The sequence below is a fragment of the Mesorhizobium hawassense genome, assembly GCF_003289945.1.
GTDB lineage: Bacteria > Pseudomonadota > Alphaproteobacteria > Rhizobiales > Rhizobiaceae > Mesorhizobium > Mesorhizobium hawassense.
Genome location: NZ_QMBP01000004.1, coordinates 90,834 through 106,585, shown reverse-complemented (window position 1 = coordinate 106,585; position 15,752 = coordinate 90,834). Strand labels below are relative to the sequence as shown.

Sequence of the window (15,752 nt, the reverse complement as noted above, 5' to 3'; positions counted from 1 at the left end):
CCCGTTTTGAATGACAGCAGCTGCCGATGACCTTCCGTGAACGCCTCCAGGCCTGGCGCTACAATCTCGTGCCCGATCATCTGGTCGGCGAGATTCTGACCAAACGCTGGACCGACAACGCTATTCCCTTCCTGGCGCTGATGGCGACGCTTGGTGTGTTCGGCTCGATCATTCCGGGCTTCTTCAAGCTGACATCGCTGCAGGAATCGACACGCCAGCTTGGCGAGTTCTCGCTGGTCGTCATCGGCATGACCGTGGTGATGCTGGGCGGCGGCATCGATCTTTCGGTCGGCTCGATCTTCGCGCTGTCCTGCTTCTCGGCCGTCTACGTCTTCTTCATCCTCGAACAGTCGATATGGCTGGCGCTGGCCGCCGCGCTTTGCACGGGGCTCGTCTTCGGCGCCATCAACGGTTACCTCGTCGGGTATCTGCGGCTGCGCGCCTTCCTCACCACGCTGGTCACCTTCATCTTCGGGCGAGCGCTGTTCGATATCCTCGTCACCACCTATGCCGCCGACGTGCAACTTTCGCAGGCTTCCTCCGATGTGCTCGACTTCATCGGCGACGGCACGTTCTGGGGTCTGTCGGTCTCGGTCTGGCTGGCCATTATCCTGGCCATCGTCACGCATGTCGCACTGACGCGATCGCGGCCGGGCTGGCATGTGCTGGCGGTCGGCGGCTCGCGGCGCTCGGCGCACAATGCCGGGCTCCGCGTGCGCCGCACCGTGTTCATGACCTATGTCTTTTCGGGCTTCTGCGCCTCGATCGGCGGCTTCCTCATCGCTTGCCGCTTGAGCGGTGCCGGGCCGGGCACCGGCCTCAATCTGGAAATCATGGCGCTGACGGCGGCGGTGGTCGGCGGCGTCAGCCTGGGCGGCGGTCGTGGCTCGGTGGTCAAGGGCCTGATGGGCGCCATCATCGTGCTCACCATGACCAACGGCCTCATCCGGCTGGGCTACGGCACCGGCACCAACCAGATGGTGCTCGGCATCATGCTGGCCGTGGCCGTCACCGTCGATATCCGCTGGCTGAAAAACCGCCACAAGGTGCTGAACGAGGTCTATGTCGCGCCGGTCTATCTCAAGATGGGCGAGACACAGTCGGCCGCGCCAGGTTCCGCCACGCCTTACGAGCTCGACAACCGCTTGTCGGGAGCCGACCATATCGGGCTCGGCGAGCTGGAGGGGCCGGAAGACGTCATCCTCGACCGCGACGATCACCTCTATTGCGGCACCCGCCATGGCGAGATCGTCCGCTTCTTCGCGCCTGACTACAAGCGCTCCGAGGTGTTTGCCCATATCGGCGGCTTTCCGCTGGGGCTCGCCTTCGACAAGGCTGGCAATCTGATCAGCTGCGTCGGCGCGATGGGGCTCTATTCCGTCTCGCCGGAGCGCGACGTGAAGCGGCTGTCGGCGGAGACGGCGCGGTCGTGGACGTCGATCGTCGACGATGCGCGGCTGCGCGATCCCAACGATTGCGACATCGCGCCCGACGGCCGCATCTATTTCACGGATTCCACGAAGCGTTATGACGCGCATGACTGGGCGCTGGACTCGATCGAGAACCGCGCCACCGGCCGCCTTTTGGTCTACGACCCGAAGGACGGATCGACGAATACGCTGCTCGACGGCTACCGCTACACCAACGGCGTCTGCATGGCGCATGACGGCAAGTCGCTGTTCTTCGCCGAGAGCTGGGCCTGCCGCGTGCACCGCTACTGGCTGGAAGGGCCGAAGGCGGGCACGGCCGAATGCGTCATCCGCGACATGCCGGGCTATCCCGACAACATCAACCGCGCGTCGGATGGCAATTACTGGATGGCCTGGCTCGGCATGCGCACGCCGAGCTTCGACTTGTCGCTGCGCCACCCCGATATGCGCAAGCGCATGACGCGGCGCCTGCCGCAGGACGAATGGCTGTTTCCCAACATCAACACCGGCGGCGTCGTCAAATTCAACGAGAAGGGCGGCATCGTCGAGACGCTCGGCGACCTTTCGGGCAACGCGCATCCGATGGTCACGTCGATGCGCGAGCACAAGGGTTATCTGTTCGTCGGCGGTATCCTCAACAACCGCATTGGGCGCTACAAGATCGCCGGCGCCGACCCGAACTGGACCAGTCCCGCTTCCTATTGGGGAGGCAAACCATGATCCTCGATCCAATCCTGGATGTCTTTCGCGGCAAGGTCACCATCCCGCCGCTCGACGGCGCGTTCCGCCCGAACACAAGGCTGGACGACTTGCCGGCCTTCGCCGAAGTGGCCGAACCGGACAATCTGTTGACCGCCGACGGCCGGCTGCTCGTCTCTAGCGGCAATGCCGTCCTTGCGATTGCGGCCGGCTCCGAACCGGTCCTGGTCGAGACCTTTCAGTCCCCCGTCGCCGCGCTGGCGTTGTCGCCGCAGGGCGACCTGACTGTTGGACTGGAAAGCGGCAAGTTGCTGATGGCCGGCAGGGAAGTCTCGTTACCTGCCGAAGTGCGCTGCATCACAGCGCTTGCCTATGCGGATGACGGCATGCTGTGGCTGGCCAATGGATCCGCCGAGCATGCGCCGTCGCAATGGGCGGCTGACCTGATGAAGAAAGGCGCGTCCGGCTCGCTGTGGCGATGTGGGCCTGGGGGGATTGGCTTCCAGAAGACTGCCGGCGATATCGCCTTTCCCTATGGGCTTCACCCGATGGGCAGTGATGTGCTGGTGAGCGAAAGCTGGCGCCACCAGCTTGTCCGCTTCGACGGCTCGAACGGGACCCGTTCGACCGTACTGACGCATCTGCCCGGCTATCCGTCGCGCTTGTCGCCGGCTGGCGATGGCGGGGCGTGGCTGACGCTCTTTGCGCCGCGCAACCGGCTGATCGAATTCGTGCTGCAGGAAATGCATTATCGCCAGGATATGATCGAGCAGGTGCCGCAGGCCTACTGGATCGCGCCAGCGCTGGCCTCCAACCGCAGCTTCCTCGAGCCGCTTCAATGCGGAGGCATCCGCACCATGGGCATCCACAAGCCGTGGTCACCCAGCCGCTCCTACGGGCTCGTCGTGAAGCTGGACCGGGACATGCAGCCGCAGTTTAGCCTGCACAGCCGCGCCAACGGCACGTGCCACGGCATCTGCAGCGTGACGGAGCGGGATGATCGCCTGTTCATCGCTTCCAAGGGCGGCGGCTGCGTGCTGGCAATCGGTACGGGAGGTTTCTGATGGAACCGATCGTGCGTCTGGAAAACGTCACCAAGAATTATCGCGGTGTGCCGGCGGTCAAAAATGTCAGCTTCGAATTGCGCAAGGGCGAGGTCCACGCGCTGCTCGGCGAGAACGGCGCCGGCAAGTCGACGCTGACCAAGATCATCGCCGGCGTCGTTGACGCAACCTCCGGCAAGATGTTTCACAAAGGCGTCGAAACCGCTTATGCCTCGCCGCATGCAGCGCTTGAAGCCGGCATCGCCATGGTGTTCCAGGAGACCAGCCTGGTGCCGTCGATGACGGTGGCGCAGAACCTCTATCTCGGCACCGAGAAATTCCTCAACCGGCTGCGCGGCACCTACATCTCGGCGCAGCAATTCCTGCAGTCGCTGAACTTCCCGGTCGATCCCAACGCAATGGTGGCCACGCTTGGCGCCGCCAAGCGGCAGATGGTCGAGATCGCGCGCGCCGTCCACCACAATGCCGAGATCATCATCTTCGACGAGCCGACGGCTTCGCTGACGCCGGAGGAGAAGCGCCACTTCTTCGCGCTGATCCGCCGGTTGAAGGCGAGGGGCGTCTCGATCGTCTTCATCAGCCATGCGCTGGAAGAAGCGCTGATGATCGCCGACCGCATCACCATTTTACGCGATGGCGAGCTGGTGATCACCGACGACACGTCGGCTTTCGACCGTGACAAGATCGTCGCCGCGATGGTCGGCCGTTCGCTGTCCGGGCAGATCTACCGCCAGCGCGACGAGGCGAAATTGCGCAAGGCGGGCAAGAAAGTGCTCTCGGTGCAGGACATCTCGATGAGCAACATCGTGCGCAACAATTCCTTCTCGATCTTCGAGGGCCAGATCACCGGTGTCTTCGGGCTGATCGGGTCCGGCCGCACCGAGACGTTCAAGATCGTCTCGGGCATCTACAAGCGCGACTTTTTGCGCGGCGGCGCGATCGAATTGGACGACAAGCCGGTGCGCTATCTCGTGCCGAGTGAGGCGGTCGCCGACGGCATCGTCTACGTCACCGAGGACCGCAAGAGCGAAGGCATTTTCGAGACGATGGGCATTGCCGAAAACCTGTTCGGCGGGCTGCTTGCCGCCGGTCGCGAGAAGGCGTGGGTGATCAATCAGCAGGAGATGCGGCAGCTTTCGGCCGAATGGACGAAGACGCTCAACATCAAGGCGATCAACGACAATGCCCGCGTGGTCGAGCTCTCCGGCGGCAATCAGCAGAAGGTGGTGATCGGCAAGGGGCTGGTGCAGCAGCCGCGCATCGTCATCTTCGACGAGCCGACGCGCGGCGTCGATGTCGGCGCCATCGCCGAGATCCACCAGATCATCAACCGGCTGGCCGACGAGGGTCTCGCCGTGGTCGTGATCTCGTCCTACCTGCCGGAGATCATGAACCTGTCCGACCGCATCCTCGTCTGCCGGCAGGGCCGCATCGTCGAGGAGTTCTCGCCGGCGGAGGCGACGGAGGAGAAGATCATGTACGCGGCGGTGCATTAGGGTGTGCCGATATTCAGGTGAGACCTGTCTGCAAACGGCGGCTTCCTGCGGTTCCGGTGCTCACGTACGAAAAGTACGCTCCGCTCCGGTTCTCGGAATCCGCCATTTTCGACAAGGCCTGACCTGAATCTCGACACACCCTGGCGGCGACGCCTAATACGCAGAAACGCGAAAGTGGCAATCAAGTGAATGGATTGCCGGAGGCTATTGAGCATCCGATTCAATCCTCTGGCATCAAAGAAGACTGAAAGGAAGACACCATGGCCACCACAAAACTGCTCAGCGATGCGGAGGTCGAAAAAATCCCGGCGGTGAAGGCGGTGTTCGACGATATCCGCGCGACGCGGAAATCCGACTTCGTCAACAATTTCTGGCGCGGGCTGGCCAACGACCCGGCATCGTTGACGCGGGTGTGGGAGCAGCTCAAGGCGGTGATGGTCGCCGACAGCGCCATCGATCCGCTGACCAAGGAAATGATCTATATCGCGGTCTCGACCGCCAATGGCTGTTCCTACTGCGTCCACTCGCACACCGCCGCGGCACGCGCCAAGGGCATGACCGACGCGCAGCATGGGGAGCTTGTTTCGATCATCGGGCTTGCAGGCCAGACCAATCATCTGGTGACGGCGATGCAGATACCGGTCGATCCGCAATTCGAGGTGAAGTGAGCGCTTATACCGGTCGGTATACCTTCTGCGCCGTATTCCAGAAGATGTCCGCCTCGGCCTTCACGCCATGCTTCGCCACCGCCGCGCGATGCGCCTTGATCAGTTCGGCGTGGCTGGTCCAGAGTTTTTCGATCGGGAAGTTCGAACCGAACATCAGGCGGTTGCTGCCGAGGATTTCGATCGCGGTGTCGACGATGTAGGCGATGAGTTCCGGGTCGTTGCGGTGGACGAAAGTGCCGAGCCCCGACAGCTTGGCGTAGAAATTGGGCGCTGCCGCCAGCGTGCGCAGGCCGGCCTTCCAGGCATCGGTGGTTTCCGGCTCCATGCCGGTCAGCATGCCGGCATGGGTGAGGATGAAATTCGTCTCCGGGTTTTCGCCGACCAGCGTCAGCCCGTCCTTCATCTGCGCGGGGAAGAGCTGGAGGTCGAAGGAGAGGCCATAATCCTTCAGCCACGCCACGTTCTTCCGGACCTTCGGATCGATCACCTGGTCGGCCGAGGCGGCGAAGCGGAAGGCGGGCGTCTCGTGCCAGTGGAGTTGCATGCGCACGCCGCGCAGCAGCTTGTATTTCGTCAGCCGGTCGATCTGCGGGCGGACGTCGTCGAGCGTCATGTCGGCATAGCCGACGATGGCGTGCGGCCAGCCGGTTTCTTCCGCCGTCTTCTGCAGGAAGGCGACCTCCTTCTCGAAATCCTCCTTGGCCCAGTTGGTCTGCACGTAGACGGCCTTCTCGACGCCTGAGCCTTTCTGGTCATCGAGGAATTCCGTGATCGGATAGTCGCGGCGGATCGGCTCGTAGGGGCCGAAGATGCGCGGCACCATCGGCCCGACGAGCCAGGGCTGATCCTGCTGGCGCCAGATGTGGAAATGCGCGTCGATGGCTTTCTGCATCACGATACCCTTTTCCAGATGGAATCGGCCGCGGGCGCATGGCGGCCGAGCGACAGGATGAAATCGGTGAGGCCCTTCAGCGATGAGCCGTCGACCAGGTCGTCGAGGACCGGCAGAATGGCACGCAACGCTGACGTCGCTGGCCGAAAGCGCGGATCGCCTGCGAGCGGCGTCGCCAGCGACAGACGGGAGGCGCGGGCGCTGAGGCGGCGCATCGCGGTTTCGAGGTCGGCATGGTCGCCGCGTTCCAGCGCGTCCGACAGCATGACGAGACAGGCGCCGCGCGCGAAGGCGGAAAAATGTGGCACCGAGAGAAAGGCGAGCAGCGTAGGTCCCATGCGGGTGCCGCCGTCCCAATCGTCGACGAGCGCCGCGGCGCGGGCAAGCGCCTGCTCGCGGTCGCGGATGCGCAGCGCCGAGGTGATGCGGGTGAGCCGCGTGCCGAAGGTAAAGACTTCGGCACGGTCGGCGCCTTGCACGGCCGCGTGGGCCAGCTTGAGATAGTCGGCCGTGTGCAGCTTCATCGAGCCGGAGACATCGATGAGCAGGAGCAGCTTTCTCGGCACGGCCTCCCGACGACGCAGCAACGGCGAGGGAATATCGCCGTCGGCGCTGACGATTTCGCTGAGCGAGCGCCTGAGGTCGAGCGTGCCGTGCGAGCGGGTGCGCGCGGTGCGAAAGGAACGGCGAACGGGCAGGGCGGCGGAGAGTTTGCGGCGGAACTGGCCAAGGCCGTCGGCATCGCGCTGGAAATCGCGGCTGCTCAGTTGTTCGGTCGCGGACGATAGCTCGCCGCCTTTTTCTTGGCGCCGGGCGGGGTCCTCTTCCTCGCGCGTGCCGCGATCGTCCTTGATGCGGGTTTCGTCGTCCTCTTCGCCTTCGATCGAAGGCTTGGCATCGCCATAGAAATAAGCGCGGAAATGTGCCTCGAATTCGCTACGGCGATCGGGCGAGGGCGCGAGCGTGGCGAGTGCCGCCTCGCGGATGTCGTTGATGGAGCGCGGGCCGAGCAGGGTGATCGCCTGCATGAAACCGGTGATCTGTTCGGGGGCGATGGCGAAGGCGTGGCGACGTAGCAGGCGGGCGAAGCCGAGGAAGGGCGCGGCGGCGGGCGGCAGGCTCGCCGATATCGAAGGTTGGCGATACCCCTCATCCGCCCCTTCGGGGCACCTTCTCCCCGTAAACGGGGCGAAGGGATTGTTGAGGTCGCGGCTCACCCCAACGCCTCCTCAACAATCCTCCCAAGCTCCGGCACAATGGCGGACAGATCCTCCTCGTCCTTGATCAGCACGCCGATGGCGCGGCGGAAGGCTTGCGGCCATGGGCTGCCGCCTTTTTCGAGGATGGTCGCGGCGTTCGCCCATTCGACCGCTTCGGCGATGCCCGGTGGCTTGGCCAGAGGTCGCGCGCGGATTTCCTGCACGGCGTTCGCGACTGCCCGCGCCATCGCCTCGGCGACGTCACCAGAGCGCAGCATGATGATCTCGGCCTCGCGCTGGGCGTCGGGATAGCCGATCCAGTGGTAGACGCAGCGCCGGCGCAGCGCCTCTGCCAATTCGCGGGTGCGATTGGAGGTCAGGATGACGATCGGCTGCGTTGCCGCGCGGATCGTGCCGCGCTCGGGAATGCTGATCTGGAAGTCGGAGAGGAATTCCAGCAGCAGCGCCTCGAATTCATGGTCCGAGCGGTCGATCTCGTCGACCAGCAGCACTCGCTCTTCCGGCGCCCGCAGCATCTGCAGCAACGGCCGGGCGATCAGGAAGCGGTCGTCATAGATGTCGATCTCGTGCTCGCCGGCGTGGCGGATGGCGAGTAGCTGGCGCTGGTAGTTCCACTCGTAGAGTGCATGCCCGGCGTCTATGCCCTCATAGCATTGCAGGCGCACCAGCTCGCGGCCAAGCAGCTCGGCGATCGCCTTGGCGGCTTCGGTCTTGCCGACGCCCGGCGCGCCTTCGAGCAGCAGCGGCTTGCCGAGCCGGATCGCCAGGAAGATCGCGGTCGCAAGGCTGTCGTCGGCCAGATACCGCGAGGCGGCAAGGCGCGCGGCTATCGCCTCCGGCGAAGCCGCGATTTCTACGGCGTTGGCGCTGCTCATCTTTCCCTCAGCTCGCGGCCTGCGCCCTCAGCGCGCGCAGGATGCGCTCGGGCGTGATCGGCAGCGTGTCGATACGCACGCCGACGGCGTCGAAAACCGCATTGGCGACGGCCGGGATCTGCGGGTTGGCGCACATCTCGCCTGGACCCTTGGCGCCGAACGGGCCATCGGCGGAAGGGCGCTCCAGCACGATGATCTCGGTCTTGGCCAGATCGCCTGGCCCCGGCATCAGATACTGGTTGAAGTCGGTGCCGCCATGGTCGCGGTTGGGATAGTAAGGCTCGGTCGTCTCGTAGAGCGCGTGGCTGATGCCCATCCAGGAGCCGCCGACCAGCTGCTGCTCGACCATCTTCGGGTTCAGCGCGCGGCCGATCTCGAAGACGTTCTTGACGGCGAGCACCGTCACCTCGCCGGTCTCGTCGTCGACCTCGACCTCGGCCACCGTGCAGGCATGGGCGTAGCAGGTCGAGGGCTTCATCGCGCCGGTTTCTTTCTCCGGGTAGGAGCGCGGGATCAGGAACATGCCGCGTCCCGAGATCGAGCGGCCGCGCTTGAAATGCGCCGACAGCGCGACATCGAAGATCGAGATCGATTTCTGCGGTGCGCCCTTCACCTTTATGTTGCCCTCACCATCGGTTTCGAGGTCGGAAGCGTTCACCTCCAGCTCCTCGGCCGCCACTTCCAGCATCACCTGACGGGCTTCCTTGGCCGCCTGGATGACGGCGTTGCCGGCGCGGTGCGTGCCGCGCGAGGCGAAGGTGCCCATGCAGTGCGGGCCGGTGTCGGTGTCGGCGGTGTCGATGATGACGCGGTCGGTCGGCACGCCGATCGTCTCGGCGCAGATCTGCGCCATGATCTGCTTCATGCCCTGTCCGAGATCGACGCTGGAGAGCGTCACCATGAAATTGCCGGTCGGGGTCGAATGGACCAGCGCCTGGGTCGGGTCGCCGCCGAGGTTCATGCCGGTCGGATAGTTGATCGCGGCAACGCCGCGTCCACGCCGGATCGCCATCTCAGGCTCCCTTCCTGTAGGAGGACATGGCCATGTATTTTTCCGCCACCGGCCAGTTGGCGGCGCGCGAGGCCTCCTGCATGCATTCGATCAGCGCGGCGCCCTCGGTGCGCTGGCGATGCGCCTTCATGTCGCCGTCGCGATAGGCGTTGATGAAGCGGAATTCGAGCGGATCCATGCCGATCAGCCGCGCCAGCTTGTCCATCTGCACTTCGAGCGCGAAGTCGCCGATGGTGACGCCGAAGCCGCGCATGGCCGACGAAGGGGTGCGGTTGGTGTAGACGCAATAGGTGTCGATCCAGACATTGGGGATCGTGTAGGGGCCGGGATAGTGCGCCGCGCCCTTCTGCGCGCCATAGGGCGAGTGGCGCGAATAGGCGCCGGCATCGGTGTAGCCGGTCACCTTGCGGGCGACGATGCGGCCATCCTTCATGACGCCATCCTTGATGACGACTTTTTCGGCAGCCCGCGGAGACGAGATCTGCATCTCTTCCTCGCGGCTGTAGATGAAGGAGACCGGGCGCCCGGTGAGCTTGGCGCTGAGGATGGCGATCGGCTCGACGATGACGTCGACCTTCCCACCGAAGCCGCCGCCGACCGTGCCGCCCACGAAATGCAGCTTCGAGCCAGGCATCTGCAGAATGATCGAGGCATTGTCGAGGGTGAAGAACATCGCCTGCGTGTTGGTGTAGCAGGTGAAGCGGTCATTGCCTTCGGGCGTCACGACGCAGCCGGTGGTCTCGGTCGGCGCGTGCTCGATCGGCGAGGACTGATAACTCTGCTCGAGGATATGGTCGGCCCTGGCAAAGCCCGCCTCGACATCGCCGAAGCGCACCTTGCGGCACTCGCCGCTGTCATAGTGGTAGTAGTTCTGGCCGTGATATTCGTTGACCAAAGGCGCGCCAGGCTTCAGCGCCCCTTCCATGTCGAAGACAGCCGGCAGCACCTCATAGTCGACCTTGACCTTGGCAGCGGCTTCCTGCGCCGCGCGTTCGGTCTCGGCCAACACCGCGACCACGGCCTCGCCCTTCCAGCGCACCTTGCCGTCGGCCAGCACGGTTTCGTCCTCGGGGCCGACCTGGATCAGGATCAGGATGGTGTAGACATTGTGCGGCACGTCCCTGGCGGTGAGCACGCGCACAACACCGGGATGTTTTTCCGCTTCCGAGGTGTCGATCGAGCGGATGCGGGCGTGGTGGTGCGGGCTGCGCACCATTTTCAGATGCAGCATGCCGGGAAAATTGCGGTCGGCGAAATAGGCGGTTTTGCCGGTCACATGGCCCGGCGAGTCCAGCCTTGGACGGGGCTGGCCGATCTCGTGCAGGCCGTCCTTGCGGACATCGGCGAAGTAATCCTTGCGCAGTTCCATGGCTCGTTCCCTCAGGCAGCGTTCTGCGAGTTGGCGCGTGCCGCCGTCAGCACCGCCTGGATGATCGGCTCGTAGCCGGTGCAGCGGCAGATGTTACCGGACAGCGCCTCGACCACGTCCTCGCGGCTGGGGTTCGGCGTTCGGTCGAGCAGCACTTTGGCCGCCATGATCATGCCGGGCGTGCAGAAACCGCATTGGGTGGCGAAGGCATCGAGGAAGGCGCGCTGCAGCGGCTGCAGCACACCGCCCTCGGCGAGGCCGGCGGTCGTTCTGATATCGGCGTCGCTGCAGGTCTCGGCGAGCGTCAGGCAGGACAGCCGCAGCTCGCCGTCGACAATGACCGAGCACGCGCCGCAGGTGCCCTGGTGGCAGCCGCCTTTCGGCGAGGTGTCGCCGATCTTGTCGCGCAGGGCGTGGAGCAGCGTGGTGCCGCTTTCGACGAACTCGGCTTTCTCCGAGCCGTTGAGCGTGAATTGAACCGGGACCTTTGCCATTCTTCCTCCCTGCGCGCCTGCCCGGATCGGCCGGACAGACGCGCGTCCCCCCGCGGATTAATTCGACAACAACCGGCCGAGATAGACCGGCAGGACCTCGGCGCGATACCAGGCGCTGGCGATCGGATCGGTGATCGGCGCGATGCCTTCGCCCGCGACAGCGAGCGCCGGGGCGATTTCCCGCGGCGTCAGCTTGCAGCCGAGCAGCGCCTTCTCCGTGGCTAAAGCGCGTATCGGCCGATCGGCCATGCAGCCCATTGCGATCCGCGTCGACGTCACCGTCCCGTCCGGCGCGCGTTGCAGAAGCGCGGCGATGCTCAGCACCGAGACGCCCTTCGGCTTGACGCGCGACACTTTCAGGAAGCGGAAGCAGTCCGTCCCGGGCAATGCGACATTCGCCCCAGTGACGATCGCGCGGCTGCCGTCGCGCGCTGCGAAAAAAGCCTCGATCGGCATTTCGCTGTCTTCGGTGACGACAGTCGCACCCAGCGCCAGCAGCGCCACGGCGAAATCGCCGTAAGGGGCAGGGGCGAACAGATTGCCGCCGACGGTCGCCATGTTGCGGATCGCCGGGCCGCCGACCGCGCGCGCCGCCGGCGCGAGCGCCGCAAGCTCGGGGTGGCGGGCGATCGCCGCCATGGTGACCGCAGCGCCTAGCCGCACCTTGCCGCCGGAAACAGCGATCCGCGACAGGCCGGGATCGGTGACGCGGACAAGGCTGGAAACGGAAACGTCGCCTTCATTGGCGGCGCGGACGACAAGCGTGCCGCCGCCGAGATAGCGCGTCCCGGCAGCTTGCAGCGCGGCATTGGCGTCTTTCACGCTCGAAAAGGTCTGCAGCGCAAGCGACATGGCGCGCTCCCGTCAGTTCTTGCCAGCGAAATGGCTCTTCAGGGCGTTGAAGCCGCCCTGGAAGACATTGGCGCCCATGCCCTCGGCCAGCTTGTCGGCGTCCTCAGGCGCGGCATCGAAGCTTGCGCTCCATTCGGCATAGGTGCGGTTGCCGTCGGTGACGCGCCGCAATTGCAGCGTCGCCTTGTGGTTGGTGAGTGGCTGTGGGGTTTCGAGGATGGAATAGCTGACCAGGAAATTCGCGTCGGAGAAGTCGAGCAGTTTTTCGCGCAGTGTCGCGCCGCTGACCAGTTTGAAATTACGCACGCAGCCAATGGAGGCAGCGTCCTTGCCGTCCTCGATATGGCTTTCGACCATGCGGGGATGCCAGCCCGGAAGACCGTTGAAGTCGCGGATGCGCGCCCAGACCTCTTCGACCGGCGCGTCGATGACGCTGGAAATGGTGACTTTCGCCATGGACTGTTCCCTCGCAAAGATCGAAAGAAGGCTAGGGCGGCTGATGAGCCGGCGCTTATCAATGCGTCTTGAGCGCGTATCAAGCAGTCGGAAAAAGCAGCGACGAATCAGCCTGCAAGGCGTTCAGGACATGGCTCTCGCCGCTTCGCGGTAGAGCGTCGGCGGTACGCCGACATGGTCGCGGAAGAAGCGCGAGAAATTGCCCTGGGTGGTGAAGCCGAGATTGCAGGCGACCGAGATCAGCGGCGCCTCGGACCATTGCAGTTGGCGCACGGCCTCCTCCATGCGCAGCGTGTTCCAGTAGACGTTGGGCGTCAGGTTGGTCTGTTCCTTGAACAGCGCGAAGAAATGCGGCCGGGACAGGCCGACCGAGCGGGCGACGTCGTCGAAGGAGATGCGTTCGCAGACATTGGCCTTCATCAGCTGGATCGCCTTGCGGACGCGGAAATCGAGCATGGTGTTGATGCGCGCGCGGGCTATTCGCGGCGCGGATATGTCCGCGGCGTCGAGCACGCTGTCGATGAAACGTTCGATCTCGTAATTGGCGACGTCGTCGATGCTCTCATTGTCGGTGAGATGATCGAGCAGGTTCGCCGCCGCCTGGTGCAGCCAGGGTTCCAGCGTGATCGCGGCTTGCGTGAACAGCGGCGCCGAGGAAGGCAGGTCGCGGCGCCGGCGCGCCCAATCGGGATCGATGTAGAAGGCGAGGAACAGGCCCGGCCTGCCGTCATGCGACAGCGCATGGCTGTGCGGCTGGAACGAATTGATGCCGGCCGCGGTGCCCGGTCCAAGCCGCACCGTCTCGCGGCCGATGGTCATTTCGCCCGCCGTGCCCTCCAGCCAGATGATGAGATGCGCCTCGCCATGGGCATGGGTGACGAAGTCGTTGGCGACATTCAGCACGGAGACATGTCCGAACCGGCCCCAATAGAGCCTGATCGCGTCCGTCATGGGTATCGTTCCTCCCGCGGGCGACTGGCCTCCCTTCGCCTGCCCAAGGATAGTGCGACCGGGGGTACGGCCGCGTCAAGGCAAGCAGACACGGCGGAACCCGGGTTCAAAGCGCCTGGATGGATTTTCAGACTGAGCGATAGGAACCCAGCAGTACTAATCGCTGCGGCGGAAGTTGCGGATACGGTCGAACAGCACCGCCAGGATGATCGCGCCGCCGATGAAGGTGCCTTGCCAGAAGGCGTTGATGCCGAGCAGGCCAAGGCTGTTGCGGATCACTTCGATGAGGGCGGCGCCGACAATTGCGCCAAAGGCGGTGCCGACGCCGCCGGCGAGGTCCGCGCCGCCGATGACGGTCGCCGCGATCACCTGCAGTTCCATGCCGTTGCCGAGATTGGTGGTGACGGCGCCGAGCCAGCCGGTCTGGATGATGCCGGCAAGCCCGGCCGACAGCGCCGAGATCATATAGACGGCGACCTTGATCTGCTTGACGGGAACGCCGGTCAGCGTCGCCGCGTGCTCGTTGCCGCCAATGGCGAAGATGTGCCGGCCGAACTTGGTCCAGCGCAGGACGAAGCCGGTGATCAGCGCCAGGATGATCATATACAGCACCGGATTGGCAATGCCGAAGACCCAGGCGCCGCCGCCCAGCGCCAGAAGCTTCTGGTGGTCCGGCCCGAACTGGAAGACAACGGTGTTGTTGGAAGCGACCATGGCAAGGCTGCGGGCGACCGAGAGCATGCCCAGCGTGACCACGAATGGCGGGAAGCCGAGATAGGCGATGAGCACGCCGTTGAAGGCGCCGATGGCGAGCGCGGTGACGATGGTGGCCAGGATGCCGATCTCGATCGAATAGCCGGCATGCATGGTCACGGCGAGCACCATGGAGCACAGGCAAAGCACCGAACCGACCGACAGATCGATGCCGCCGGTGATGATGACGAAGGTCATGCCGAGCGCGACGATGGCGACGAAGGTGACGTTGCGGGTGATGTTGAAGAGGTTCTTCGACGTGGCGAAGGAATCGGTGGCGAAGGACAGGAACAGGCAGGCGAGGATGACCGCGATCACCACCCAGAAGGTCTGGCTGGAGAACAGCCGCGACAGGAAGGAGTGCTGCTTCTGCGCGATCGTCTGGTCAAGGGTAACTGCCATTATCGACCTTTCTTGAGGCGGGACGCCGGGTCCACGCAATTACGCAACCTGTTCGATGGCGCCGGTGATCAGCCCGGTGACTTCCTCGGGCGAGCTCGAGGCGATCTTCTTGTCGGCCACCTTGCGGCCACGCCGCATGACGATGACGCGGTCGGCGACGTCGAACACGTCGGGCATGCGGTGGCTGATCAGCACCACCGCAATGCCCTGGTCGCGCAAATGCCGGATCAGATTCAGCACTTCGGCGACCTGCCGGACCGAGATGGCCGCTGTCGGCTCGTCCATCAGCACGATCTTGGCCTGCGACAGCATGGTGCGGGCGATCGCCACCGCCTGGCGCTGGCCGCCCGACATCTGCTTGACCAGGTCGCGCGGCCGCGTTTCGGATTTCAGCTCGGCGAAGAGCTGGCCGGCGCGCTTGTACATCGCGCCATAATCGAGGATGCGGAACGGGCCGAAGCCGCGGCGCAGCTCGCGGCCGAGATAGACGTTTGCCGCGGCCGTCAGATTGTTGCAGAGCGCAAGGTCCTGGTGGACGATCTCGATGCCGTGCTGGCGGGCATCGGCGGGCTTGTGCAGGACAAGCTCCTTGCCCTCCAGATGCATGGTGCCATGGCTCGGGTGGAAATTGCCGGCGATCATCTTGACCAGCGTCGACTTGCCGGCGCCGTTGTCGCCCATCAGGCCGACGACCTCGCCGGCCTCCAGCGAGAACGACACGTCGTTGACCGCCTGGATGGCGCCGAAATGCTTCGAGATGTTGGCGAGTTCGAGAACCGACACCAGCCTTAAGCCTCCCCATTTGTCGACGCAGCAGTTTGCCGGCTCGCCGGCGTCGCTTGCGTCCCGCCCGTCCATCTCCTCCCGAACGGCGCGATCCATGCATTTAGGCAAAAGCCGGCAAAGGCGTCAATCAATTGTCAGACGATTAATTTCGAGACTCGACGAAAAATCGGTTTTGTAGGACAAATAGGAATTGACGTTGGCGAAAAGCCGATATTAGCTAGCCTCGGAGGAATAATTTGCCCGTCGAGCGCGTATACGGCGTAAGGGGCAAATGGTTTGAAGGTCAAGGATCCGGAAGAGCCAGTGTTCGTTGACCTGGTTACGGATCGGCAA

At 64.3% G+C, this 15,752-nt stretch carries 15 protein-coding genes; 4 read left to right on the top strand and 11 right to left on the bottom strand.

The genetic code is table 11. The features are described 5' to 3' along the window. The first annotated feature begins 26 nt into the window (after positions 1-26). The 4 genes from DPM33_RS10665 (at position 27) to DPM33_RS10650 (ending at position 5,357) form a co-directional block, all read left to right on the top strand. Positions 27-2,150 carry an ABC transporter permease gene (locus DPM33_RS10665; RefSeq protein WP_112097395.1) on the top strand — a complete coding sequence of 708 codons (2,124 nt, stop codon included), beginning with the start codon at positions 27-29 and terminating at the stop codon, positions 2,148-2,150. Then, a complete protein-coding gene (locus tag DPM33_RS10660) occupies positions 2,147-3,193 on the top strand; it encodes an SMP-30/gluconolactonase/LRE family protein (RefSeq protein WP_112097394.1) in 1,047 nt (348 codons plus the stop codon). The genes DPM33_RS10665 and DPM33_RS10660 overlap by 4 nt, the downstream gene beginning before the upstream one ends. Next, positions 3,193-4,689: a sugar ABC transporter ATP-binding protein gene (locus DPM33_RS10655; RefSeq protein WP_112097393.1), complete on the top strand. Its 1,497-nt coding sequence runs from the start codon at positions 3,193-3,195 to the stop codon at positions 4,687-4,689. Before DPM33_RS10660 ends, DPM33_RS10655 begins: the two co-directional genes overlap by 1 nt. A 260-nt stretch (positions 4,690-4,949) precedes the next feature. Then, positions 4,950-5,357 carry a carboxymuconolactone decarboxylase family protein gene (locus DPM33_RS10650; protein ID WP_112097392.1) on the top strand — a complete coding sequence of 136 codons (408 nt, stop codon included), beginning with the start codon at positions 4,950-4,952 and terminating at the stop codon, positions 5,355-5,357. A 4-nt stretch (positions 5,358-5,361) separates the two neighbouring features. Here the strand turns inward: DPM33_RS10650 and DPM33_RS10645 are convergent, their stop codons facing one another. From DPM33_RS10645 to DPM33_RS10595, 11 genes are all read right to left on the bottom strand, one after another. After that, positions 5,362-6,249 (bottom strand): amidohydrolase family protein, encoded by an 888-nt coding sequence (locus DPM33_RS10645; protein ID WP_167449019.1) that lies wholly within the window; start codon positions 6,247-6,249, stop codon positions 5,362-5,364. Then, positions 6,249-7,466: a vWA domain-containing protein gene (locus DPM33_RS10640; RefSeq protein ID WP_208648382.1), complete on the bottom strand. Its 1,218-nt coding sequence runs from the start codon at positions 7,464-7,466 to the stop codon at positions 6,249-6,251. Before DPM33_RS10640 ends, DPM33_RS10645 begins: the two co-directional genes overlap by 1 nt. Continuing rightward, positions 7,463-8,344 (bottom strand): AAA family ATPase, encoded by an 882-nt coding sequence (locus tag DPM33_RS10635; protein WP_112097390.1) that lies wholly within the window; start codon positions 8,342-8,344, stop codon positions 7,463-7,465. The genes DPM33_RS10640 and DPM33_RS10635 overlap by 4 nt, the downstream gene beginning before the upstream one ends. A 7-nt stretch (positions 8,345-8,351) precedes the next feature. Then, entirely contained in the window at positions 8,352-9,356 is a 1,005-nt protein-coding gene (locus tag DPM33_RS37400; protein WP_112097389.1) for a xanthine dehydrogenase family protein molybdopterin-binding subunit, read from the bottom strand. Position 9,357: 1 nt separating this feature from the next. Beyond that, positions 9,358-10,725 (bottom strand): xanthine dehydrogenase family protein molybdopterin-binding subunit, encoded by a 1,368-nt coding sequence (locus DPM33_RS37395; RefSeq protein WP_112097388.1) that lies wholly within the window; start codon positions 10,723-10,725, stop codon positions 9,358-9,360. Positions 10,726-10,736: 11 nt separating this feature from the next. Then, positions 10,737-11,219, bottom strand: a complete 483-nt coding sequence (locus DPM33_RS10620) for a (2Fe-2S)-binding protein (protein ID WP_112097387.1) — start codon at positions 11,217-11,219, stop codon at positions 10,737-10,739. 57 nt (positions 11,220-11,276) lie between these two features. After that, complete coding sequence (locus DPM33_RS10615) at positions 11,277-12,071, bottom strand: FAD binding domain-containing protein (RefSeq protein WP_112097386.1); 795 nt, start codon at positions 12,069-12,071, stop codon at positions 11,277-11,279. 12 nt (positions 12,072-12,083) lie between these two features. Next, complete coding sequence (locus DPM33_RS10610; RefSeq protein WP_112097385.1) at positions 12,084-12,527, bottom strand: SRPBCC family protein; 444 nt, start codon at positions 12,525-12,527, stop codon at positions 12,084-12,086. 123 nt (positions 12,528-12,650) lie between these two features. Then, positions 12,651-13,478, bottom strand: coding sequence for an AraC family transcriptional regulator (locus DPM33_RS10605; protein ID WP_112097384.1), 828 nt, complete (start codon positions 13,476-13,478; stop codon positions 12,651-12,653). Positions 13,479-13,634: 156 nt separating this feature from the next. Continuing rightward, positions 13,635-14,633, bottom strand: a complete 999-nt coding sequence (locus tag DPM33_RS10600) for an ABC transporter permease (RefSeq protein ID WP_112097383.1) — start codon at positions 14,631-14,633, stop codon at positions 13,635-13,637. A 39-nt stretch (positions 14,634-14,672) separates the two neighbouring features. Then, positions 14,673-15,416: an ATP-binding cassette domain-containing protein gene (locus DPM33_RS10595; protein WP_112097697.1), complete on the bottom strand. Its 744-nt coding sequence runs from the start codon at positions 15,414-15,416 to the stop codon at positions 14,673-14,675. Positions 15,417-15,752: the final 336 nt, after the last annotated feature.